The organism is Cytobacillus sp. QJM3NY_8 (genome assembly GCF_056173585.1).
Genome location: NZ_CM149681.1, coordinates 3,498,897 through 3,522,818, shown reverse-complemented (window position 1 = coordinate 3,522,818; position 23,922 = coordinate 3,498,897). Strand labels below are relative to the sequence as shown.

At 42.6% G+C, this 23,922-nt stretch carries 20 protein-coding genes; 18 read left to right on the top strand and 2 right to left on the bottom strand.

All coding sequences use genetic code 11. The features are described from left to right. The first annotated feature begins 759 nt into the window (after positions 1-759). From AC0VZ9_RS18085 to pssA, 18 genes are all read left to right on the top strand, one after another. A complete protein-coding gene (locus tag AC0VZ9_RS18085) occupies positions 760-1,452 on the top strand; it encodes a FadR/GntR family transcriptional regulator (protein ID WP_475396587.1) in 693 nt (230 codons plus the stop codon). Between the two features lie 61 nt (positions 1,453-1,513). Next, entirely contained in the window at positions 1,514-2,836 is a 1,323-nt protein-coding gene (locus AC0VZ9_RS18080; protein WP_427037076.1) for an FAD-binding oxidoreductase, read from the top strand. Beyond that, on the top strand, positions 2,837-4,195 hold the full coding sequence (locus AC0VZ9_RS18075) for a (Fe-S)-binding protein (protein WP_009333541.1): 1,359 nt from the start codon (positions 2,837-2,839) through the stop codon (positions 4,193-4,195). Continuing rightward, complete coding sequence (locus AC0VZ9_RS18070) at positions 4,192-5,652, top strand: FAD-linked oxidase C-terminal domain-containing protein (protein WP_475396586.1); 1,461 nt, start codon at positions 4,192-4,194, stop codon at positions 5,650-5,652. Before AC0VZ9_RS18075 ends, AC0VZ9_RS18070 begins: the two co-directional genes overlap by 4 nt. A 235-nt stretch (positions 5,653-5,887) precedes the next feature. Then, entirely contained in the window at positions 5,888-8,065 is a 2,178-nt protein-coding gene (locus tag AC0VZ9_RS18065; protein ID WP_019382482.1) for a malate synthase G, read from the top strand. Between the two features lie 81 nt (positions 8,066-8,146). Next, the gene (locus AC0VZ9_RS18060) at positions 8,147-8,926 is read left to right on the top strand and encodes a fumarylacetoacetate hydrolase family protein (RefSeq protein WP_019382483.1); all 780 of its coding nucleotides are present in this window, start codon (positions 8,147-8,149) and stop codon (positions 8,924-8,926) included. Between the two features lie 44 nt (positions 8,927-8,970). Next, entirely contained in the window at positions 8,971-9,747 is a 777-nt protein-coding gene (locus AC0VZ9_RS18055; RefSeq protein ID WP_009333545.1) for an IclR family transcriptional regulator, read from the top strand. A 255-nt stretch (positions 9,748-10,002) separates the two neighbouring features. Then, on the top strand, positions 10,003-11,793 hold the full coding sequence (locus AC0VZ9_RS18050) for an L-lactate permease (protein ID WP_475396585.1): 1,791 nt from the start codon (positions 10,003-10,005) through the stop codon (positions 11,791-11,793). A gap of 156 nt (positions 11,794-11,949) precedes the next feature. Continuing rightward, complete coding sequence (locus AC0VZ9_RS18045; RefSeq protein WP_009333547.1) at positions 11,950-12,348, top strand: GntR family transcriptional regulator; 399 nt, start codon at positions 11,950-11,952, stop codon at positions 12,346-12,348. Next, positions 12,332-13,228: an ABC transporter ATP-binding protein gene (locus AC0VZ9_RS18040; protein ID WP_252245181.1), complete on the top strand. Its 897-nt coding sequence runs from the start codon at positions 12,332-12,334 to the stop codon at positions 13,226-13,228. Before AC0VZ9_RS18045 ends, AC0VZ9_RS18040 begins: the two co-directional genes overlap by 17 nt. Beyond that, positions 13,182-15,158 (top strand): DUF6449 domain-containing protein, encoded by a 1,977-nt coding sequence (locus tag AC0VZ9_RS18035; protein ID WP_251156796.1) that lies wholly within the window; start codon positions 13,182-13,184, stop codon positions 15,156-15,158. The genes AC0VZ9_RS18040 and AC0VZ9_RS18035 overlap by 47 nt, the downstream gene beginning before the upstream one ends. Positions 15,159-15,191: 33 nt before the next feature. Beyond that, on the top strand, positions 15,192-15,713 hold the full coding sequence (locus tag AC0VZ9_RS18030; RefSeq protein WP_019382486.1) for an RNA polymerase sigma factor: 522 nt from the start codon (positions 15,192-15,194) through the stop codon (positions 15,711-15,713). 150 nt (positions 15,714-15,863) lie between these two features. After that, positions 15,864-16,631, top strand: coding sequence for a 3-hydroxyacyl-CoA dehydrogenase (locus AC0VZ9_RS18025; protein ID WP_251174987.1), 768 nt, complete (start codon positions 15,864-15,866; stop codon positions 16,629-16,631). A gap of 168 nt (positions 16,632-16,799) precedes the next feature. Beyond that, complete coding sequence (locus AC0VZ9_RS18020; protein ID WP_009333552.1) at positions 16,800-17,945, top strand: acyl-CoA dehydrogenase family protein; 1,146 nt, start codon at positions 16,800-16,802, stop codon at positions 17,943-17,945. A 12-nt stretch (positions 17,946-17,957) separates the two neighbouring features. Beyond that, positions 17,958-19,109, top strand: a complete 1,152-nt coding sequence (locus AC0VZ9_RS18015) for a thiolase family protein (protein ID WP_475396584.1) — start codon at positions 17,958-17,960, stop codon at positions 19,107-19,109. A 19-nt stretch (positions 19,110-19,128) separates the two neighbouring features. Beyond that, positions 19,129-20,697 (top strand): fatty acid--CoA ligase, encoded by a 1,569-nt coding sequence (locus tag AC0VZ9_RS18010; RefSeq protein ID WP_251264807.1) that lies wholly within the window; start codon positions 19,129-19,131, stop codon positions 20,695-20,697. Positions 20,698-20,717: 20 nt separating this feature from the next. Beyond that, the gene (locus AC0VZ9_RS18005) at positions 20,718-21,836 is read left to right on the top strand and encodes a CaiB/BaiF CoA transferase family protein (protein WP_217025707.1); all 1,119 of its coding nucleotides are present in this window, start codon (positions 20,718-20,720) and stop codon (positions 21,834-21,836) included. A gap of 223 nt (positions 21,837-22,059) precedes the next feature. Next, a complete protein-coding gene (gene pssA / locus AC0VZ9_RS18000) occupies positions 22,060-22,755 on the top strand; it encodes a CDP-diacylglycerol--serine O-phosphatidyltransferase (RefSeq protein WP_009333556.1) in 696 nt (231 codons plus the stop codon). Positions 22,756-22,956: 201 nt separating this feature from the next. Here pssA and AC0VZ9_RS17995 read toward each other — a convergent pair whose 3' ends face one another. Beyond that, on the bottom strand, positions 22,957-23,331 hold the full coding sequence (locus AC0VZ9_RS17995) for a nucleotide excision repair endonuclease (protein WP_019382492.1): 375 nt from the start codon (positions 23,329-23,331) through the stop codon (positions 22,957-22,959). A gap of 99 nt (positions 23,332-23,430) precedes the next feature. Next, positions 23,431-23,895, bottom strand: coding sequence for a hypothetical protein (locus AC0VZ9_RS17990; protein ID WP_009333558.1), 465 nt, complete (start codon positions 23,893-23,895; stop codon positions 23,431-23,433). Positions 23,896-23,922 lie beyond the last annotated feature (27 nt).

Here is a 23,922-nt window from a genome sequence, read left to right as displayed (position 1 = left end):
GAGTTGGGGATTTATATTTTTTTGGGCCGTGCTGCTTGCAATAACTTGACTGGTTCGGACCCAAAATACGGGATAACCTCAACCAGAGTCCGAAGTTGCACTAGGTTCGGACTCAAATTCCAGGATGAGCTCAACCAAAGTCTGAAGTAGGCTCAGGTTTGGACCCAAAATACGTGATATCCTCAACCAGAGTCCGGAAGTTGTACTAGGTTCGGACTCACATTTCAGGATGAGCTCAACCAGATTCTGAAGTAGGCTCGGTTCGGACCCAAAATACGGGATAACCTCAACCAGAGTCCGAAGTTGCACTAGGTTCGGACTCAAATTCCAGGATGAGCTCAACCAAAGTCTGAAGTAGTCTCAGGTTTGGACCCAAAATACGTGATATCCTTAACCAGAGTCCGAAGTTGTACTAGGTTCGGACTCACATTTCAGGATGAGCTCAACCAGAATCTGAAGTAGACTCAGGTTCGGAGCCAAAAAACAGAATCCTCTCTACCAGAGTCCAAAGTGCCATCAAGTCCGGACCCAGTTTACTAAACTACCTCAAACTGAGTTTAAAGATACCTCAAGTTTGAGACTCCATCTCCTCAAAAATCCGAAGTTCTCCAGCAATCAAACTCATCCCGCCCATCAAGATAAAATAATTTTTATTAAATTCTAAATATTTTATTGATTATTACAATTAAGCGTGCTTAAATAGTAAATAACAATTAACTTATCAGATATGTGATGTCTGCAAAGGGAGGAGGCGTAAGAATGAATGTAAAAAAGATCTCAACGCGCAAAATTTCTGAGGTTGCTGCTGAGCAAATTCAAGACATGATTGCAAAAGGTTCCTTTAAACCTGGGGATAAGCTTCCTTCTGTAAGGGAGTTGTGTGAACTATTTGGTGTTGGACGGTCAGCTGTCAGAGACGCGCTAACCTCTTTGCAGGGCAAGGGGATTGTGCAGGTAAAGCAAGGAGAAGGCACTTACATAACCCGCTTTGATTCTTCTAAACTGTTTAATAATCCACATTTGCACCCGGATATAAAAGATATCCACGAGTTATTCCGGGCAAGAAAAATGGTTGAGACAGGTCTCGCTGAAATGGCAGCCGCAAATCGGTCTGAAGCGGATTTGGCGAAGATGAATAAGCTGATTTCCGATGCAGCCATCCATGGATGGGAGGAGGATTATCAGTTTCATATGGCGATTGCCCATGCAGCAGGCAATGATATACTTATCCAATTTGTGCAATTTATATCTGAAACACTGAAAAAATCCATGATCGATTTCCATCATTATCTTCAAACACGGGATGATATCGCAAAAAAGATTGAAGAGCAGCATCTGGGTATCTATTTGTCTATTAAAAATAAGCAGCCGGATCAGGCGCATAAGAATATGATTGAACATTTAGAGCTGGTTGAGAAACTTTTGCAAATGAGTATCCTGCAAGAACGTTAATGTTTTTTTGAAATTTATCAGAAACGTTGTTTGCTATTACGAAACAAACGGGGTGGATATGTTGATTGCAGCAGAATCGATAAGTGCTTTAAAAACTTATTTTAGAGAAGACCAGATAATTAAAAATGAAGTTTCAAGCCCATTTGGCAACTCAGGAGAAATGATTATATTACCGGAAACAGAAGATGAGATTGCAGCGGCAATTAAGCATGCAGATTTGAATGGTCTAACCATCAACATTATGGGCGGTGGCACAAAACGTGGATTCGGAGGGTTAAATGAAAAAGCGGATTTTCTTTTATCACTTGAAAAATATACAGGGATTGTGGAACACACACCTGGTGATATGACAGTAACAGTAAGATCCGGAACTCGCTTTAAAGACCTTCAGGATTATCTGGCCAAACATAATCAAAAGATATCTCTCGATCCTTTTTGGCCCGAAAATGCCACAATAGGCGGAATCATTGCAGCAAATGAAAGCGGACCCAAAAGGTTGGGCTACGGTTCAGCCCGTGATGCAGTTATTGGATTAAGGACTGTTTATCCGGATGGAAAGGTAATACGTTCGGGTGGCAGAGTCGTAAAAAATGTTGCCGGCTATGATATGAATAAATTGTTTATAGGATCGATGGGCACACTTGGTGTGATTTCTGAAATTACCTTAAAGCTTCGCCCAATCCCTAAATGTGAGAGTCTGGTTCTCGTTTCGTTTCCAGCCGGAAATCTGGAGGATATAAAGGCGTTTGGAGTGAAGGTTTTGGATTCTATGATTGAACCAGTTTCGCTTGAACTGCTGAATCCGGCACTTTCAGATAGACTCAGCGGAATAAACTCTTACACGATAGCTATGAGTTTTGAAGATGTTGAAAGCTCTGTACGTTATCAGGAAATTTTTGTGGGAAATATGCTGCCGAAAGATGCGAAATTGAGTATAAGCTCTAAGGAAAAAGCGGATTTGTTTTGGGATCGCTTTTACAGGCATATTCCGAATGGGGCAGACAAGGAATTGCCAATTCAAACAGAAGCCTCCTTTAAGGTTGGAACTGTTAATCTCGACGCGGTGAGAATATTAAAGGATACTGAACTGCTTCAAGATAAATTCAATGTGAAAGTCGAATCACACGGAGGTCTGGGCCATGGATTGAGCCAAGTGACCATTAGAGGAGCAGAGCCAGATGTCGCCGATGCCGCTTTACATGTAAGGCAGATCGCTGAAAGAGCAGGGGGATATGCGGTTGCAAAGCACCTGCCATTTGAGCTTCGGAAAAAAGTGGATGTTTGGGGAAATAAACCTTCTCATTTCTTTTTGCTTCAGGGGATTAAAACAAAAGTCGACCCAAATAAAACAGTAAGCCCAAACAGATTCATAGGAGGGATTTAAATGAGTGTCCGTGAACTCGATTTAAAGCAAGAGCCGCCATGTACCTCGGGATTGGGAAACTATTTATGGAGCGATCCGCCAGATGAAAAGAAATGGGCTGACTGTGTCCATTGCGGCATGTGTCTGGAATCATGCCCGACATATGAACAGACAGGTCAGGAACAGCATTCTCCAAGGGGGCGTGTACACCTGATCAAATCTGTGGCTGAAGGGAAGCTTCAAGTAAATGAGCAATTCATGGACCCGGTATTTCAATGTCTGGATTGCCGTGCCTGTACAACTGCATGCCCAGCTGATGTCGATGTTGGCGGTTTGATTGAGGAAGCACGCGGCCAGATTCGGCAGGCAATGCCATTAACTGGTGTGAAAGGAGCCATCAGCAAGTTTTTTCTTCATGACCTTTTCCCTCACCAGAATCGCTTAAATACGCTGGGCGGCCTTCTGAAATTCTACCAAAAAAGCGGCATGCAAAAAGCAGTCCGGAAAACCAAATTAATCAATATTATGCCGCAGCACCTTGCCGATATGGAATCCATCATGCCTGAAGTGAAAGAGCCTGTAAAAAAGAAATATAAAGACGTAAAAGTAATCAAAGCAAAAGGGGAGACAAAGCAGGAAGTTGCGATGCTGACCGGCTGTGTAATGGATGTCATGTTCAGTGATATTAATGAATCCACCATAAATGTACTGACCCGAAATGGAAATGATGTCGTCATTCCCCAAAACCAAACATGCTGCGGAGCCCTGCATGTTCACGCGGGAGACCGTGATATGGGCAGGAAGCTGGCGAAGCAGAATATGGAAGCATTCAAAGACTTTGATAAAGTGATTGTTAATGCAGCCGGATGCGGGTGCATGATGAAGGAATACGCAGAATTATTTAAGGAAGACCCTGAAATGCATGCAAAAGCGGAAGAGTTCTCTGAAAAGGTAGAGGATATTTCAAAATTTCTTCATGAAACAGGCTATGAAAAACCAAAGGCAGAAATGAAAACCAGAATTACTTACCATGATGCCTGCCATTTAGCACATGGTCAGGGAATCCGGCAGCAGCCGCGTGATATTCTCCTTGATATTCCTGGTGTTGAGATGGTACACATGCCTAATTCAGACCGCTGCTGCGGCAGTGCAGGAATATACAATATTACCAATCCGGAAATGGCCAATGCGGTCCTTGAAAGCAAGATGGAAAATGTTCCAGATGATGTGGAAATGATCTCAATGGGAAATCCCGGCTGTATGCTTCAAATGGCCATGGGAGTTCAAAAATACGGCAGGAATCAGAAAATTGTCCATACTGTCCAGCTTCTTGACTGGGCTTACCAAAAGGAAGACCGTGTGAAGGAGGGAAAAGAGTGAGAACGAAAGATCGGGTTAAATCACAGGACCAACACATCTTAAATTTGGCTGAAATTGTGGGAGGTTCCCGTTCCATTCTTTACCAGAAAGAAGATCTTGTTGCTTATGACTGTGACGGCTTTACGATCCATAAGCACTTGCCAAGGGCAGTCGTTTTTCCAAAGAATACACAAGAAGTGTCGGAGATTGTCACGTACTGCTCGGAAAACAATCTTCCCTTCCTGGCCAGGGGGGCAGGTACGGGGCTGAGCGGAGGAGCCATACCTCTTAATGGAGAAATAATAATCAGTATGGTTAGGATGAAAAAACTTATTAGCGTTGATCTTGAAAACCGCCGCGCCGTTGTGGAGCCTGGGTTTGTAAATCTGAAACTCACAAATTCAATATCCGATAAAGGCTATTATTACGCACCGGATCCATCCAGCCAGTACTGCTGTACAATTGGCGGAAATGTTGCAGAAAATGCCGGCGGTGCACATTGTCTGAAGTACGGAGTTACTACAAACCATATTCTTGGACTTGAAGTGGTCATGCCTAATGGTGAGATAGTGGAAATTGGCAAGGACGGTATTCCCGATGCTCCCGGATATGATTTACTTGGTCTGATTACAGGTTCTGAAGGGACCCTTGGAATTGTAACAAAAATAACTGTGAGGGTACTGAAAAACCCTGAAGGAAAGCAGACTGTCCTCGCCTACTTCGATCGGGTTGAAGATGGGAGCCAGGCAGTATCAGATATAATATCTGCGGGTATTGTACCAGCAGCTCTTGAAATGATGGATAAGACTGCTATTGAAGGTGTGGAAGCTGCAGCTTTTCCGGTAGGCCATCCAAAAGATATAGAAGCAGTTCTTTTAATTGAAGTGGATGGAATTGCAGCGGGAATTGAGGAACAGATCGACCAAATCCTTGAGGTTTGCAGAAAGAGGAATGTCCGTGAAGTCCGTGCGGCAGGAAGTGAAGAGGAAAGAGCAAGATGGTGGGCGAACCGTAAGACAGGCTTTGGTGCCATGGGAGCCATTTCTCCCGATTATCTGGTTCAGGATGGGGTCATTCCTCGAAGCAAACTGCCTGAAGTTTTAAGCAGAATCAATCAGATTAGCAGTGAATCGGGATTAAGGATTGCTAATATTTTTCATGCGGGAGATGGAAACCTGCATCCTCTTGTCCTATTTGACGCAAGGAAACCAGGAGAATCAGAGAAAGCACTTGAAGCTGGAAGCCAGTGCCTAAAAGTCTGCGCCGATGTTGGAGGGACCATAACTGGAGAACATGGAGTCGGCATTGAAAAGCGGGAAGAAATGCGATTTGTTTTCACAGAAGAAGAAATTGCTGCCCAGACAGATATCCGGGAAGTCTTTAATCCTCATAATCTGCTGAATGCTGGAAAACTGTTCCCATCGCCGAGCAGATGTGCTGAAATCAAAAAAGAGATGAAGGCCCAGGCAATTTCATAACAGAATACCCAGCCTTCAATAGAAGGCTGGGCAGTTACCGAATGTTGAAAAACTAAATTCAGCCTTATCAATTAGAAGAATAAAGTTGTGTGAAAATTATTGAAAATCCATTTGGAAACATGCTATTATTTTTTTAAGAGAAAGTTAGAAACGCCGTTTTGTAATAAGAAACAAGGATCGGCAGCCGCATTAAAATTAGAAATGGTAAAAGCAGCAACCAAAGGAGGAAATGAATATGGGAAACTATGTAAAAACAGGAAGCCTGCAAGTTGCAAGAGAGCTTTATGAATTTATCAATTCCGAGGCTCTGCCGGGAAGCGGAGTGGATCAGGAACAATTTTGGCCAGGTTTGGAAGCGCTTATAAATGATCTGACACCTAAAAATAAAGCATTGCTGGCGAAGCGGGATGAAATTCAGCATAAGCTGAACAATTGGCACAGAGAAAATCAAGATTTTGATTTTAATAGCTATAAGTCTTTTTTAGAAGAGATCGGCTATCTTGAGCCAAAGACCGAAGATTTTAAGATTACTACGGAAAACGTGGATGATGAAGTAGCTGTGAAGGCTGGACCGCAATTGGTCGTTCCAGTTAATAACGGGCGTTATGCGATTAATGCAGCAAATGCCCGGTGGGGAAGCTTATATGATGCACTTTACGGCACAGATGCAATCAGTGAAGAAAACGGGGCAAATAGAGATGGCGGATATAATCCTGTAAGGGGAGAAAAGGTTATTGCGTTTGCCAGGGAATTCCTTGATCAAACCGTTCCTTTGTCAAGAGGTTCTCACAAAGACGCTGTTCAATATAAAGTGGAAGACGATAAGCTGTCTGTTGTACTTAACAATGGCGAAACTGCAAATCTAAAAGAAGAAGCAAAGTTTGCCGGATACCAGGGAGAGCAGGATCAGCCTTCTGCGGTACTTCTAAAGAATAATGGCCTTTATTTTGAAATTCAAATTGACAGAAGCCACCCAATTGGAAAAACGGATGATGCCGGAGTAAAGGATGTTTTGCTTGAAGCTGCAATTACCACAATTATGGATTGTGAAGACTCAGTAACAGCAGTTGATGCTGAAGACAAGGTCCTTGTGTACCGCAACTGGCTTGGTTTAATGAAGGGAGACCTTTCCGCCGCCTTTACAAAGGGTGCTAAATCAATGACACGTACATTAAATCCCGACCGTTCGTATGTTTCTCCAGATGGAGAGAAGTTCTCATTATCTGGACGCTCATTAATGTTTGTCAGGAATGTCGGACATTTAATGTCCATTAATGCGATTTTAGATGCGGATGGAAATGAAGTACAGGAAGGTATTCTGGATACGGTAATTACCAGCCTGATTGGCAAGCATACATTGCTTGGAAATGGCCCATACCAAAACTCATCAGAAGGTTCCATTTATATCGTTAAGCCAAAGATGCACGGTTCCAAGGAAGTTGCTTTTGCAAACGAGTTGTTTGACCGGACAGAAGATCTGCTCGGACTTGAGCGGAATACACTTAAAATTGGTGTAATGGATGAAGAGCGCCGTACATCTTTGAACCTGGCAGCCTGCATTCGTGAAGTAAAGGAGCGCATCGTCTTCATAAACACTGGGTTCCTGGACCGGACTGGGGATGAGATGCATACTTCCATGGAAGCTGGCCCAATGATCCGCAAGAATGACATGAAGGCAACAGCTTGGCTAAAAGGCTATGAAAAATCCAATGTCAATACAGGCCTTGAAACAGGCTTCCAAGGCCGTGCGCAGATTGGAAAAGGTATGTGGGCTATGCCTGATATGATGGCTGATATGATGGAGCAGAAAATCGGCCATCTGAACGCTGGAGCCAATACAGCCTGGGTACCTTCTCCAACTGCTGCAACCCTTCATGCTTTACACTATCATCAGGTGGAAGTTCAAAAGGTACAAAACCAGCTGCTGGAAGAAATTTCGGACCTTCGTGATGAAATCCTGCAGATTCCAGTTGCTGAAAATCCGCAATGGACTCCAGGGGAAGTTCAAGAAGAACTGGATAACAACGCACAGGGTATCCTGGGATATGTTGTCCGCTGGGTTGAGCAGGGCATCGGCTGTTCCAAAGTTCCTGATATCAATAATATTGGTTTAATGGAGGACCGTGCGACATTAAGAATATCAAGCCAGCATGTTGCGAATTGGCTGCACCATGGAATCTGCACGAAGGAGCAAGTGCTTGAGACACTTAAGAAAATGGCTAAAGTTGTGGATGAACAAAATAGTGGAGATCCAGCATACCGCCCAATGGCTGCTGACTTTGATCAATCAGTTGCATTCCAGGCAGCATGTGACCTCGTTTTTGAAGGTTATGATCAGCCAAATGGCTATACAGAACCTATTTTGCACCGCCGCCGTCTTGAAGCTAAGTCCAGGTATGCTGTTAAACAGTAATAGTTTTAGAACAGGGCATGCATGTGCCCTGTTTTTCTAAAGATCTGCAGACTTAAAGTAATTGAGGGGAGAGGGAAAAAGATGAAATTTACTAGATTTGAAGTTAAAGGGGCAGTACATACAGGAGTAGCAGAGGGGGGCATATTTAAAGAAATTAAAGGTGATATTTTCGGAGATTGGGAGTATACTGGCCAGAGCTTTTCGCAGGATGAAGTTAAGCAGCTTGCTCCGCTGGTTCCAAATCAGATTATTGGTATTGGAGCTAACTATGTGTCAGTGAAATCAGATTTGCCTGAGACACTCCCGGAAATCCCTGTATTCTTCTTTAAGCCTGTATCTTCTGTTATAGGGCCTGATGAGGATATTATCATTCCTGAAGGCATTGAAGAGGTGAAATTTGAATCAGAACTGGCAGTGGTCATTGGCAGGGAAGCTAAAAATGTAGCAGAGTCAGATGTGCTTGATTATGTTTTTGGCTACACAGTTGGGAATGATGTTACTGCACCGCAATTCTTCCATAATGATGGACATTGGACAATTGGCAAATCCTTTGACACATTTACTCCGCTTGGTCCGGTTATCGAAACAGACCTGGATCCATTTCAGGTTAAAGTTGAGGCTAAATTAAACGGCTCAGAGAAGCAGAGCAGCAGCACAGAATTAATGATTATCCCAATTCGAAAAATGATTTCCTACCTGACTAATGTCATGACGCTGATGCCAGGTGACGTAATCCTTACAGGAAGCCCTGTTGGGGCTGAAATGGTTAGGTCAGGCGATGTTATCGAATGTGAGATCAAAGAGATTGGAACGCTGCGGAATACCTTTGCAGTGGCACGTGAAAGCGCAAAAACGGTATAATCTATTTGTAATGGATTAAGGTTTTTGCACCAGAGGTGAGTATTGTGGAAAGAGAAAACATGGTCAAGTCCGTCAGCAGGGCACTGGATATTATTACATTGATCAGCCTGAAAAAAAGCGGTCTTGGCGTAACGGAAATTGCCAATCAGATTGATATCAATAAAAGCTCTGTTTATCGTATCCTCTCTACTCTTGTTCAGTACGGATATATAGAGCAGGATAGCGAAACCGGCAAGTACAAATTAGGGTATAAATTCCTGGAGATCAGTTCAAAACTGCTTGAATCAATCGATTTGCGTGCAGAGGCAAGACCTTTTCTTCAGGAGCTGGAAAATGAAACAAATGAAGTCATTCATTTGGTCGTCTACGACCAGGGAGAGGTTGTGTACATCGAAAAGCTTGAGGGCAATGAGACTTTAAGGATGCATTCTAAAGTTGGCAAACGAGCTCCGATGCATTGCACTTCTGTCGGAAAAGCCATTCTGGCTCATCTGCCTTCAAGCGTTGTTTTTGATATCCTTGAAAGAAAAGGGATGCCGGTTCATACAAATAAAACCATAACGGATAAAGATGAATTTATGAAAGAATTGGGGCAGGTCAGGCAAAATGGATATGCCCTTGATCTGGAAGAAAATGAATATGGGATTACTTGTGTTGCCGTTCCTATTTTTGACCACCTCGGCAAAGTTATTGCTGCAGTCAGTATCTCAGGCCCGACAATGCGGATGACTAGTGATCGACTTGATGCATTAAAGTCTATAATGGTAAAAACCGGACAAGGGATTTCCGCCCGGCTCGGACATGTCAGCCGAATAAGTTAGGATTAGCCCAATATATCTTGATAAAAAGATATATTGGGCTAATTTTTTTGTATATACATACAAATATTTTTGTGTAAATGCATAGATTAAATTTTCCAAATATTATTGAAATTATGAAAAATGTTTGTATAATAAAAATAAGCTTGATTCATTGTTGTATAACAAAACAATTATAGTTATATAACATGTTTCGCAGTCCGCAACAAAGTGCAATTATTGTTCGCTATTACAAAACAAAAGGGGGAAAAGTAAGTAATGAGTACTGGAATGTTAGCTTTATTATCATTATTGCCAATTATTGCAGTTGCAGTATTCCTTGTCGGACTAAGATGGCCGGCAAGTAAGGCCATGCCCATCTCGTACCTTGTAGCTGTTGTCCTGGCGCTATTTGTCTGGAAGGTGTCGGGTGCAAAAGTGGCGGCTGCATCCATTAATGGCCTGGTTGTCGCCGGAACACTCCTATACATTATTTTTGGTGCAATACTGCTTCTGAATACTCTGCAGGAAAGCGGCGGCTTAAAGACCATCCGCCAGGGATTTACCGATATCTCTCCTGACCGCAGAATTCAAGTGATTATCATTGCCTGGCTATTCGGTTCTTTCATTGAAGGCGCATCCGGGTTTGGGACTCCTGCAGCAGTAGCTGTACCGCTATTAGTGGGTCTGGGCTTCCCGGCTATGACAGCTGTAATTGCCGGGATGGTTATTCAAAGCACACCAGTTTCATTCGGTGCAGTAGGCACTCCGATGCTCGTTGGTGTGCAGTCCGGTTTATCTGGCAATGCGAGCCTTACAGATAATCTGCTTGGCCTGGTAACGCAAATTGCCGGACAAGTAGCTATTCTCCATATGATTGCAGGCACATTAATTCCTTTATTTGTAGTAGCTTTAATGACAAGATTCTTTGGCAAGAACAAATCGTTTACAGAAGGGATAAAGATTTGGAAGTTTGCCCTGTTCGCATCTTTTGCCATGACAATCCCTTATGTAATTGTTGCCAATGTTCTTGGACCTGAATTCCCGTCTATGATTGGAGGATTAACTGGTTTAGCAATTGTTGTTGTTGCGGCAAAAAAAGGATTTCTTATGCCTCCTAAGGATCAGGTTTGGGATTTTGAAGAGAAATCCAAGTGGGATCCGGAGTGGACTGGTAAACTTGAAATCAAAGCAGTTGCCCACAAAAGCGGAAGCATGAGCATGCTGCGTGCCTGGACTCCTTATGTTTTAGTTGGCCTGTTCTTAGTATTGTCCAGATTGAAATCGCTTCCATTCCTAGAGTGGCTCCAGGCCTGGACGGTTAAGTTTGAAAACATTTTCGATTCCGGCATCACCTCAAGTTTCCAGCCGCTGTATTTGCCGGGGACCATTTTTATTCTTGTATCCGTTATCACCTATTTTATTCATGGAATGAATTCTGGTTCATACAAAAAAGCCTGGGCAGATTCAGGAAAAACAACCGTTGCTGCTTCAACCGCATTAATTTTCACTGTTCCGATGGTACAGGTTTTCATCAATACCGGCGGGGGAGAGGCAGGCTATAATCAGATGCCGATCGAACTTGCAAACGGTGCTGCAGCACTTGCAGGGGAATTCTGGCCGTTCTTTGCAACGTTTATAGGAGGCATGGGTGCTTTTATCGCGGGAAGTAATACTGTCAGTAATATGATGTTTTCTCTATTCCAATATGATGTTGGTTCACAGATTGGAGTGGATGCAACCTGGATTGTAGCTCTTCAGGCAGTCGGCGGAGCAGCTGGAAACATGATTTGTGTCCATAACGTAGTTGCTGCATCAGCTGTTGTTGGTCTTGTCGGAAAAGAAGGCACTGTCATTCGGAAAACCCTTTTCCCATTCTTCTATTATGCCTTGCTGGCTGGGTCAGTGGGCTACTCGATTGTATGGTATTCGCAAAAAGGGATCTTCAATCTCGGATCCTTCATTGCGGTTGGCATCGCATTCGCAGCTGTTTATATTATCGCAACAAACAATAGACGTTCCAACATGATTTTGCCTCCGCCTCCGGTGAATGTGAAATCAGCTAAATAATTAATTATAACTGGTTTAGCCCTTTGGCTGAGCCAGTTTTTTCTTTTTATAAAAATTTAAATTTCCTCTTCTCTTTTCCAATTACTTGTAATATAATCTAACTGTATTAACTGTACTATGAATGATAGTACACTACGTACAGATGGGAGGGTAAACATGTTTGAATTGGACGTAAGGAGCCGAAAGCCTATATATGAACAGCTGGTTGAGCGGCTTAAAGAGCTGATCATCACCGAGGTCTTAACAGCAGATGAACAGCTGCCTTCCGTTCGAACGCTGGCCCATCAGCTGACAATCAATCCCAATACGATTCAAAAGGCATACAGGGAACTAGAATCTCAGGGCTATATTTATTCTATAAAGGGGAAGGGCAGTTTTGTCAGTCCAGCAACTCCCAATCTGAACAGAGAAAAAATAGAAAAAGTGAAAAGTGAACTTTCAAAGCTTTTATCAGAAGCTATATATCTTGGAATTACAAAAGATGAATTATTTAATATGATTCAGGAATTAGAAGCAGCTATAGGGGGAGGGATAGAAGATGATCAAAATCCGTAATGTACGTAAATCATTCGAGGAGATGGAGGCTGTTGAAAATGTCTCCATCGAAGTCAATAAAGGGTCCATATACGGCTTGCTTGGTTCCAATGGAGCCGGAAAAACAACGCTCTTGAAGCTTTTGGCAGGCATCTATGCGGAGGATGAGGGGTATGTTGCCATTGACGGCCAGCCGGTCTTCGAAAATCCGGTAATTAAGGAAAGGATCTTTTTTATTCAGGACCATCCCTATTTTCTGCCTCAATATACAGTTAAGCAAATGGCACAATTTTATCAAAATATTTACAGCAGATGGGATGACGGCCGCTTTGAAGAACTTGCTGCTATTTTTGAAATGGACATACATAAAAAGATTCATAGATTTTCAAAAGGCATTCAGAGGCAGGCTGCTTTTATCCTGGCTTTGTCTGCCAGGCCGGAAGTTTTAATTTTGGATGAGCCTATGGATGGGCTGGACCCGGTCATGAGAAAAAAAGTGAAAAGCCTGCTTATAGATGAGGTTGCCGAAAGAGAAATGACCATCCTTATTTCCTCTCATAACCTGCGTGAAGTGGAAGATTTATGTGATTTTATTGGCATCATGCATAAAGGGCGTATGATCCTGGAAAAAGACCTGGATGACCTTAAAACAGATACACATAAGATTCAAGTGGCTTTTAAAGGATCTGTACCAGCCATTTTCGATCCGCTGAAAATCCTTCATAAAGAAAAAAGAGGCAGCATTATGATCTGCATTGTAAAGGGAGATGCGAAGGAAATATCATCATATGTAGAACAATTTAAGCCTGTGATTTTCGATATGCTTCCCCTTACATTAGAGGAGATCTTCATCTATGAAATGGGGGATATTGGATATGCAGTCCAGAACATCCTTGGTTAAAAGGGAAATTTTAAAAACGATTTTCAGAAGTGTAGGCTGGGTTTCCATTGTATATTTTCTCGGTCTGTTCTTCGCTATTCCACTTGATATAATAATGAATTCTTCAGAGGAACAGCGGAAATTTTTGGACATTGACAATCTGTTTCAACACAACTTCCAAATCCAGTTTATTTTTAATATATCAGTGCCGGTGATCTTGTCAGTGTTCTTATTCAGATACACACAGGTAAAACAATATAGCGATTTAATGCACAGTCTCCCAGTCAAGCGGGCATCCATTTTTCATCAGTATGCTTTAACTGGCATCATGCTATTAATTTCGCCGGTTTTACTCATTGCTTTGATAGTTCTGATACTGTACCAGCCCATGAATTTGCAGGAGTTCTATTCAATTGGGGAGATATTCAATTGGGTGGGCATCACCCTTTTGTTTAATATTGTGATTTACCTGGCAGGAGTTTCTGTGGGAATGCTGACGGGATTATCCGCCGTTCAAGGTGCCTTAACGTATATTTTCCTCTTGCTCCCTGTAGGCCTGATCATTTTAGTTTCTATTAATTTGCCATTCTATTTATTTGGCTATCCAGACCAATATTATATGGCAAGCAAATTTGAGAAGTTTTCTCCCTTAATTGCACTAACTCAGATGAACATGCGCACTCCCTCAAGCGCAGAGGCTGTTATTTATCTCTTTCTTATTTTGTCTCTGTATTGTCTTGGTTTGCAGATCTATAAAAGGAGAAGGATGGAGGCTGTCTCCCATGCCCTGGTTTTTCCGATTACAAAACCCATCTTTAAATATGGTGTAACTTTTTGCACGATGCTTTTAGGGGGAGGATATTTCGGTGAGATGCGCGGCGGCATGAGCTGGCTTATAGCTGGCTACGTGTTTGGAGCATTGATTGGATATGCGGCTGCCGAAATGGTTCTGCAAAAATCATGGCGTGTGACCATTAATATGAAAGGATTGCTGGCATACACAGCTTTAATGGCGGCTTTATTCGCCTTATTCCAATTTGACTTTACTCAATATGAAAAAAGCATACCACGGGGCAATGAGATTGAGCGGGTTCATTTTAGCGAGAGTTTTTACCTTTATAGTGATATCGATACTGAGGAACCCTTATATTTGAAAGAATACGAGAATATTGATTTGGTCAGAAGATTTCATGAGACGATTGTAAAGGATGAAAACAGGCTTGCGGAGATTCCGGGCCGCGATTCAGTTTTTATCGTGTATGAACTGAAGAATGGTGAAAAGCTAATCCGTGATTACAGGATTAATAAAAAGGAATACAAGCCATTTCTTAAGCTGATTTATGAATCAGATGAATATAAAAAGGCAACAAATGAAATTTATCAGGTTTCAGCAGATGCTGCAACGAAATTGACGATTACTCCAACTGGCCCAGTTACGAAGCGGGCGGTCATTACAGACGATAAAGATCTAAAAGAGGCTATTGAGATATTAACTGAAGAAGTTGATTCTGCTTCCTTTGAAGAACTCCAGGGAAGTGACGAGCCATATGCGCACATTGAGATTTTTTATAATGACAGCAATAAAGCTTATATGCCCTGGTATCCTTCTTATTCAAGATTTGAGAAATGGCTGGAAGAAAAGTCACTGCTGAATGAAGCAAGAGTGAACAGCAATGATATCTCTTATGCTTTGGCTGCAAAAGCGAAGGATATCGATATCAACTTTGCAGCAGGGTACTCGTATGAAGAAGTTTTTGAAGAAATGAGAGATAGCAAATCTGCCGTCAAATTAACGGATAAGGAACAAATTGAAAGCAGCTTGAAGAATTCAGAAGGATTCGTGGATGGAGACTATATTATTGCGTTCTATTTTGATGAGCAAAGGACAATTGATATTAAAAGCTTCACGGAAAAAACAGTTCCAGCCTTTATAAAAGAACGGCTTCAATAAAAGGTTAGAAACCTATAGGAGAGGGGGATTAAAGTGATTAAACCTTCAATGGATATGAGAGAGATCTGCAGGCTCTACAATAAACGGCTCTATCATATTGCTTATAATATAACTCGGGATCATTATCTTGCACAGGATGTTGTGCAGGAATCCCTGCTCAAAGCATATAAAAAAATGGACAGCATTGATGATCAGGAAAAGCTGGGGGCCTGGTTATCCTCGATTGCAACCAGAACTGCGATTGATTTTGTCCGGAAAGAAAGAAGGACAAATGAGAGAATACAGGATTCTTTTGATTTTGAAAACTGCATGGAAAGTAAATTTATTGATGCTGGGCAGGAAGCAGAAGTTAATTTGCTTGAGGAGCAGATATACGCTTATGTGGATTCCCTCTCCTATGAACAGAAAAGGGTTTTCCTGCTTAAAACAAAGCACGGGCTGAAAGAGAAAGAAATAGCGGACATTCTCCATCTCAACCCAAACACTGTCAAAACTAAATTGTATCGGGTCAGGCAGCACCTTAGAGAAATTCTTGGCGATCGGTATTTGGCATAGAAAAACAGCTTCTGAAAAGGAGCTGTTTTTTTGTGCAATTACAAGGAATTGATAAATAATCAGCAGGGAATTCGGCCAGTCAGCAGGAAAATCTCCATTCTTAATGGAAATGTCTTCATAGAAAACCTGATTAATAAAAGGAGGTTCACTATGGAATTGAAAGATTGCAGGGCCATAATCACTGGCGGCGCCTCAGGGCTTGGCGAGGCGACTGTGAGAAAAATAGCCGGATGCGGCGGAAAAGTTCTTATTGCAGATTTGGCGGAAGATCGGGCAAGCCATCTTATCAAGGAACTGGGAGGGAATGTTTATTTTTTTAAAACGGATGTAACAAAAGAAGAAGACGTGCAGGGAGCAGTTGCATTCGCTTCTGAAAAATTTGGCAGCTTTAATACTGCCGTTAACTGCGCCGGCATCGGAATTGCCGCCAAGCTGCTTGGCAGAAAGGGAGTCCACACACTGGATATGTTCCAAAAGGTCATAACGATTAATCTGGTCGGGACTTTTAATGTCATTCGCCTGGCTGCTGAACAAATGGCAAAGAATGATCCGAATGATCAAGATGAAAGAGGCGTCATTATTAACACTGCTTCCGTAGCAGCCTTTGAAGGACAAATTGGCCAGGCTGCATATAGTGCATCGAAAGGCGGTGTGGTTGCCATGACCTTGCCAATTGCCAGAGAGCTGGCGGATTATGGGATTCGTGTTATGACGATTGCCCCTGGATTGTTTAATACACCTATGTTTGATTCACTGCCTGATGAGGCAAGGGATTCATTGGGGAAAATGGTGCCCTTTCCTTCAAGACTGGGATATCCTGAGGAGTATGCCAGGCTGGCTGAGAGTATTTTAGTGAATCCGATGCTGAATGGAGAAACGATCCGTCTGGATGGCGGCATCCGTATGCAGCCAAAGTAAATAGAGAACCTGCCCTTTCTGCATAGAATAGGTTCTTTTTTTGAAAAAATATTTTAATGTTCTAAAAATATCGATAATTATTGTACAATATAAATGTAAGCCTTTTCAAAGGTGAGGAATAGTACTTTGTGTTTTGTCAAAAAAATTTTAGATTCGGAGGATCATAATATGGCTGCTTCATACATACAGGAAGAGCATGAAATTTTTCGGCAATCACTGCGTAAGTTTTTAGAGAAGGAAGCCTATCCGAATTATGACAAATGGGAAGAGGACAGGATCATTCCCCGGGATTTTTGGTACAAGATGGGGGAGCAGGGTTTTTTATGCCCTGATATTGAAGAAAAATATGGCGGAAGCAGCGTTGATTGGGGCTTCTCAGTAGTCATCAATGAAGAACTTGAACGTGTTGGCTCAGGCATGGTGGGAATTGGGCTTCACAATGATATCGTTGTTCCGTATATTACTGCTTATGGAACAGATGAGCAAAAGGAAAGGTGGCTGCCAAAGTGTGCGGCAGGAGAAATCATTACTGCTATCGCAATGACTGAACCTGGCGCCGGATCTGATTTAGCCGGCATCAGAACGACAGCAAGACTTGAAGGGGACCATTACATAGTGAATGGCGAAAAGACCTTTATAACCAATGGAATTCATTCCGATTTAATCATCATTGCCTGTAAAACCAATCCCAATGCAGTTCCCCGGCATAAAGGAGTAAGCTTGCTTGCGGTCGAGAGGGAAACCAAGGGGTTTACAAGGGGAAGAAAATTAAACAAGGTCGGACTTCACTGTCAGGATACGGCAGAGTTAATTTTTGAAGATTGTAAGGTTCCGAAAGAAAATCTGATTGGAGAAGAAGGGAAAGGTTTTCTTTATTTGATGGAAAAGCTGCAGCAGGAAAGACTTGTCGTAGCAATCGCTGCACAGGTGGCTGCAGAGGAAATGCTTAATTTAACAATGAATTATGTTAAGAATCGTGAGGCATTCGGAAGACCGGTCAGCCAATTTCAAAACACTCAATTTAAGATTGCCGAAATGGCAACAGATATAGAGATGGGAAGGTCGTTCCTTGATCAATTGATCACAGAACATATGGCAGGCAAAGATGTAGTTACAAAAGTCTCCATGGCGAAATGGAAGCTTACAGAAAATGCCCGGAATATTGCCGCAGAATGCATGCAGCTTCATGGCGGCTATGGCTATATGGAAGAATACGAGATTGCAAGGAGATACAGGGATATACCGGTTGCCAGCATATATGCAGGTACAAATGAAATCATGAAAACCATTATTGCGAAGAACATGGGTTTATAAGGAGGAGTAAACATGCGTGAAGCTGTCATCGTCGAAGGTGTCAGAACGCCAGTAGGAAGAAAAAACGGCTTTTTAAAAGATATCAGGGCGGATGATCTGGCTGCTGAAGCACTAATGGCACTTGTCGAACGTGCAGGTATAGATCCGCAAATTATTGATGATGTCATTCTTGGGTGTGTCTCGCAAATAGGCGAACAAACAGGGGATATTGCAAGGGTCGCAGCTTTGATCGCAGGGTTTCCGATTGAAGTGCCAGGTACCACCATTGATCGTCAATGCGGCTCCAGCCAGCAGGCTGTCCATTTTGCAGCTCAGGCGATTTTGGCGGGAGATATGGAAATTGTTATCGCAGGCGGTGTCGAAAGCATGTCCCGTGTCCCAATCGGCTCCAGTTATCAGGGTGTAGAATTCAGTGAAAAACTGACAGACAAACATGAAATCATCCACCAGGGCTTATCAGCTGAACGCATTGCTGAAAAATATGGTTTTACAAGAGAAGAACTTGATCGCTATTCATTAGAGAGCCACCAAAAGGCTTTAAAAGCCCAGGACGAAGGACGTTTTGAGAGAGAGATTGCACCATTAAATGTGAAATTGCCTGATGGACAGCTCATGACGGTTTCGGAGGACTCTGGCCCCAGAAAGGAAACGTCGCTGGAAGAACTTGGAAGTTTAAGGGCTGTTTTTAAGGAGAATGGGGTCATTCATGCAGGAAATTCAAGTCAAATCAGTGATGGAGCCGCAGCACTATTAATTATGTCACGCGATAAAGCAGAGGAGCTTGGAATGAAGCCGAGATTCAGGATACTTTCCCGCACAGCAGTTGGCTCTGATCCTACTTTAATGCTGACTGGACCGATACCTGCAACCGAGAAAGTGTTAAAGAATGCTGGACTGGCTATTGAGGACATCGATGTGTTTGAAGTGAACGAAGCGTTCGCTCCTGTTCCGCTTGCCTGGCTGAAAGAAACTGGAGCCGACCCTGCAAAGCTTAACCCAAACGGCGGAGCCATTGCACTCGGCCATCCTTTGGGAGGCAGCGGTGCACGGCTGATGGTCACCATGATGCATGAACTAGAAAGAACAGGGGGGCGCTATGGACTTCAGACCATGTGTGAAGGCCTTGGTATGGCAAATGCGACTATTATTGAACGTTTAGACTGAAGAATGGGGAGGAATGAAAATGACTACTACTATTGGAAGAATTTTCGATCTAACTGCCGGAAAATTTCCGAATAAAGAAGCCCTGTATGATGTCAGAAAAAATCTGCGTCTTACCTATAAGGAATGGAGCCTTGAGATCAATAAATTGGCGAATGCCTTAATGAATGAGGGAGTCAGGAAGGGTGACAGGGTTTCAACCTACCTTTTTAATACTGAGGAGCTTGCAACAGCATTTTTTGCATGTGCAAAAATCGGCGCCATTTTTAATCCGATCAACTTTAGGCTGATGTCAGAAGAAGTTGCTTATATCCTTCAGGATGCAGAGCCAAAAGTAGTGTTATTTGAACAAATGCTGGAATCCGGCATTACCCCAATTGCTAAACGTTTTCCGCATACAGCCTTTTGGTACATTGATGACAAGGCACCCGGATATGCTTCATCCTATCGGGAAAAAGTGGATGCAGCATCACACGATGAAATTGAAATAGAAATGGACGAAAATGACTTATACGCGATCATGTACACAAGCGGTACCACGGGAAGGCCAAAAGGAGTTGTCCACAGGCACCGGGATATGGCTGAACAAAGTTTAATCGTAATAGGAGCCACAAAGCTTGAAAGCAGTGACAATGGTCTCGTGACTGCACCAATGTTCCACTGTGCAGAGCTTCACTGTGCCTTTTTGCCAAGGGTGCATGTGGGGGCAAAAAATACCATCCTCCATCACTTTGATGCAAAAGAAGTATTACAGTTAATCTCAGATGAGAAGATTACAAAGTTTTTTGCAGCACCTACCATGTGGAATATGCTGCTGCAGGAAAACTTAAGCCATTATAACCTGGAAAGCCTGAAGCTGGGACTGTATGGAGCAGCTCCAATGGCTCCGGCACTTGTTTATGCCTGCCGGGAAAAATTAGGCATATCCCTCGTACAGGCATATGGAATGACCGAGATGGGGCCAGCGATCACGTTTTTATCTGAAAATGATCAAATCCGGAAAGCAGGGTCTGCCGGGCAGGCATGTTTAAATCATGAGATTAGGATTGTAAGGCCGAATGAAAATGGTCCATCAGATCCTGAGAATGTGGTGCCGACAGGGGAAACAGGTGAAATCATCGTAAAAGGTCCATGCATGATGAGTGGTTATTTTAATCGGGATGAGGCAAACGATCTTGCCATGCACGGGGGCTGGTACCATTCAGGTGACATAGGATATCTGGATGACGAAGGCTACTTGTACGTTAAAGACAGAGTCGATGATATGATCATTAGCGGCGGTGAAAACATTTACCCTAGGGAAGTGGAAGATATTATATATACGCATAATGGCGTACTGGATGTGGCAGTGATCGGCCAGCCTGATGACCGCTGGGGTGAGACGGTCACAGCATTTGTAGTTAAAAAAGATCCGGCACTATCTGAAAATGAGCTGGATGAACTGTGCAGGAATAGTGATGAACTTGCTAATTATAAGCGGCCGAGAAAATACGTATTCTGTGAAGCTCTGCCAAGGAATGCAAGCGGCAAGATTCAAAAGTTTATGCTCAGAAAGCAGCTGGAGGATCTGTTCGCTGACGGAAAAATTTAGCCGGAAGAAAGGGATGCATGATGTTAAAAGGCATTAGAGTAATTGATTTTTCCAATTATCTCCCCGGTCCGTTTGCTTCCCAGAGACTTGCAGAGCTTGGAGCTGAAGTGATTAAGGTTGAATCCTTGACTGGTGACCCCGCAAGGCAGCTGGATATTAAAATAGAGGGTACAGGAGCCGTGTTTGCCGCCAACAACCGCGGTAAAAAAAGCATTACACTCAATCTGAAGAGTGAGGATGGAAGAAATGCAGCCCTAAAGCTGATTTCTGAAAGTCATGCCGTGCTGGAAAGCTTTCGGCCAGGAGTCATGAAAAAGCTCGGACTTGATTATGAGACTGTAAAAAGACACAAGCCCGCTATCGTTTATTGCTCCCTTACAGGCTACGGGGGCAATGAAGACTATCAATATTTAGGCAGCCATGATTTAAACTATATGGCAGTAAGCGGCGCCCTTTCCCAGCTGAAGGACCCCAGCGGCCGTCCAGTTCACCCGTCCAATACAATAGCGGACTTTATGGGAGGAATGGCCGCGAGTGAAAGGATACTGGCAGCCCTGCTTTCCAGCAGGATTTCCGGAAATGGCGGGCATCACTGCATTTCCATTGCTGAAGTGATGGCTTCCATCATGGGAAACCATTTGCTGATTGAAAACGAAACGGGTTATTCAAATGGGCTATCGGTACTAAGCGGGGAGATCGTCGCCTACTCTATTTATGAAACAAAGGATGCGAGGTTTGCTGCTCTTGCTGCATTAGAGCCGAAGTTTTGGATTAACTTCTGCAAGAGTGCCGGCAGGGAGGATTGGATTGATTCCCATTTCTCCCGTGCTTCTGGCAATAATCCTGTATATTTGGAGATGACCGAATTATTTAAAAGCAGGACATTAAAAGAGTGGACTGAATTCGGGCAAAGAGTTGATTGCTGCCTGACTCCGGTATTGGAGACGGGTGAATTAAAAGACTTTCAACTTTTTAAGGAGATTTATGAACAAGACGGGAATTACCCTTTAGTTAAAATGCATGGAGGAATTGACTCAGCATTGACTGGCCCTCCAAAACTGGGAGAACATAATGAGGAAGTTTTAAGCAATATTGCTGGAATGTCAGCGGAGAATGTTAAAGCTCTGACAGCAAAATAAATATTCTAAATAAAAGTCGGCGAACTTGTCTTTCAGATAGCCGATCTGTAACTTATGAATTCATGAAGAGCCCTAAATCCATATGATGGATTATGGCTCTTTCTTTTTTGGCGGCGAATGTTTCTATGAAAGAGGAGGGCTTTAAAGAAGATTAAATGGTATAATGAAAGGGAATATATAATAAAATAAACTTTTTTCTATTTTTGGAGTGTGATGGTCACTAGTGCGTTTTATTAAAACAATTCCCAATATGGTCACTTTGGGTAACTTATATTGCGGTTTTCTTTCAATCGGAATGGCTGCCAATGGCGAATTTAAAAATGCAGCAATATTAATTTTAATCGGCATGATGCTTGATAGCATGGACGGCAGGCTGGCAAGAATGCTGAAAGCGGATAGTACGCTTGGAAAAGAACTTGATTCACTGGCAGATATTGTTACATTTGGGGTTGCCCCTTCATTTTTGGTCTTTTATACATACTTTTTTCAATTTGGAATCCTTGGATTAATCGTTTCAGGTCTTTTTCCTCTATTCGGGGCATATCGGCTTGCCCGATTCAATATCAGTCCCCCAAAGTCCTCATTAAATTATTTTATAGGAGTTCCAATAACAGCAGCAGGAGGGATAATGGCCATACTGACCCTTTTTGGTGACCGTATTCCCAATATCATTACAACTGTTGTGTTCACAGCACTATGCTTTCTGATGGTAAGCAGAATTCGGATTCCCAGCTTTAAGGAAGTTCCTCTTCCAAAATACGGGACGATTGTTACCATTTTTCTTGGAAGTGTTCTGTACGTTATTTATAAGGGCTCCTATGGACCATTTCCCGATTTAATTTATATTGCGATTCCGCTTTACATAGCGTATTTGACATACCGATTCATTAAAGGTAAAAACAAAAAAGAAATCGATTAATTAGAAATGCGGAAGCGCCTTGCCCGCGAAGGAACGCAGACTTAGACCGCCACCCTCCCAAAAGCTGTTGCTTTCGGTCGTGTGATGTTTATGCTGACGCCCTGGGGCCTCACCTCGAGGAGGCAGGCTGCTTGCGCAAACAGTTATCAGAGTTCAAAGTTATACTTTTTTACAAATAAAAAAAGGCCGGGATGGCCTTTTTTATTTGTAAAATACCTTGTCTATATTAAATTTTGCATGAAGGGTATTAATGATATAAGTTTCATAAATTTCGCGCTCCATGCTGTCTTCCACGTAAATGACCGCAATTTTATAGATATCATCGCGATGATTTTTTATTGGAGAAACATTATCTTCAAAATGTTTTTTCACGCGCTGCCTTAATTTTCGTGCCTTCCCTACAAATAGCAGATCTTCATTCGCATCGAAAAACAGAATCATGCCGCCCTTGTCTCTTGGTATTTTATGATAATCTGTGAAACCATAGACACTGCTAAGGTCACTTTCTCCTGCCTGTCCCGTTTGCCTGCTTCTTGTAATTACGAGATCAGGCTGAGGGATTTCAATTTTTATCAATATCATCACTTCCTATTCTAAGATTAAAGAGTACCATAAATTTCATATGTAATCTACATTAAAAAGTATCATTGGATCCTGCCTTGCCGCAGAAGCTCCTTATATGAAGTGTAATTGTTTTTGTCTTTCTTTTGTCATATTCAGCAGCACTTCATTATTAAGCGAGCGTGCCATTTTAAGGGTAAGATCCAAAATCTTTTTGATTCCTTCCTTCTGGCCGTAATCAATAGCAACCCGATCACATTGAACTTCAGTATCTGTACAAATTATATTCTTTCCAGCAGGATAGGTAATATGTCCAATTTCATGCCAGATTATCGCTTCTTTTATTTCTCTGTCTGAACAGAACTTTTCATAATCATAGACGACAATAAACCAGTCATAATGCGCATCCAGGGATTGATAAAACATAGTCAGGAGTCTGCAGTCAATATTCCACAAGTTCAGCCAGCTTCCATCGTTTAGACCAAAGTTTTTTAAAACAGTATGTTTATCTTCTAAAATGGCTATTATTCCGTCCAGGCCGCAATAGGATAAGGAAAGCTCTTCACACAAACAGATCAAGTCAGATTCTCCTTTTAATTAATTTCG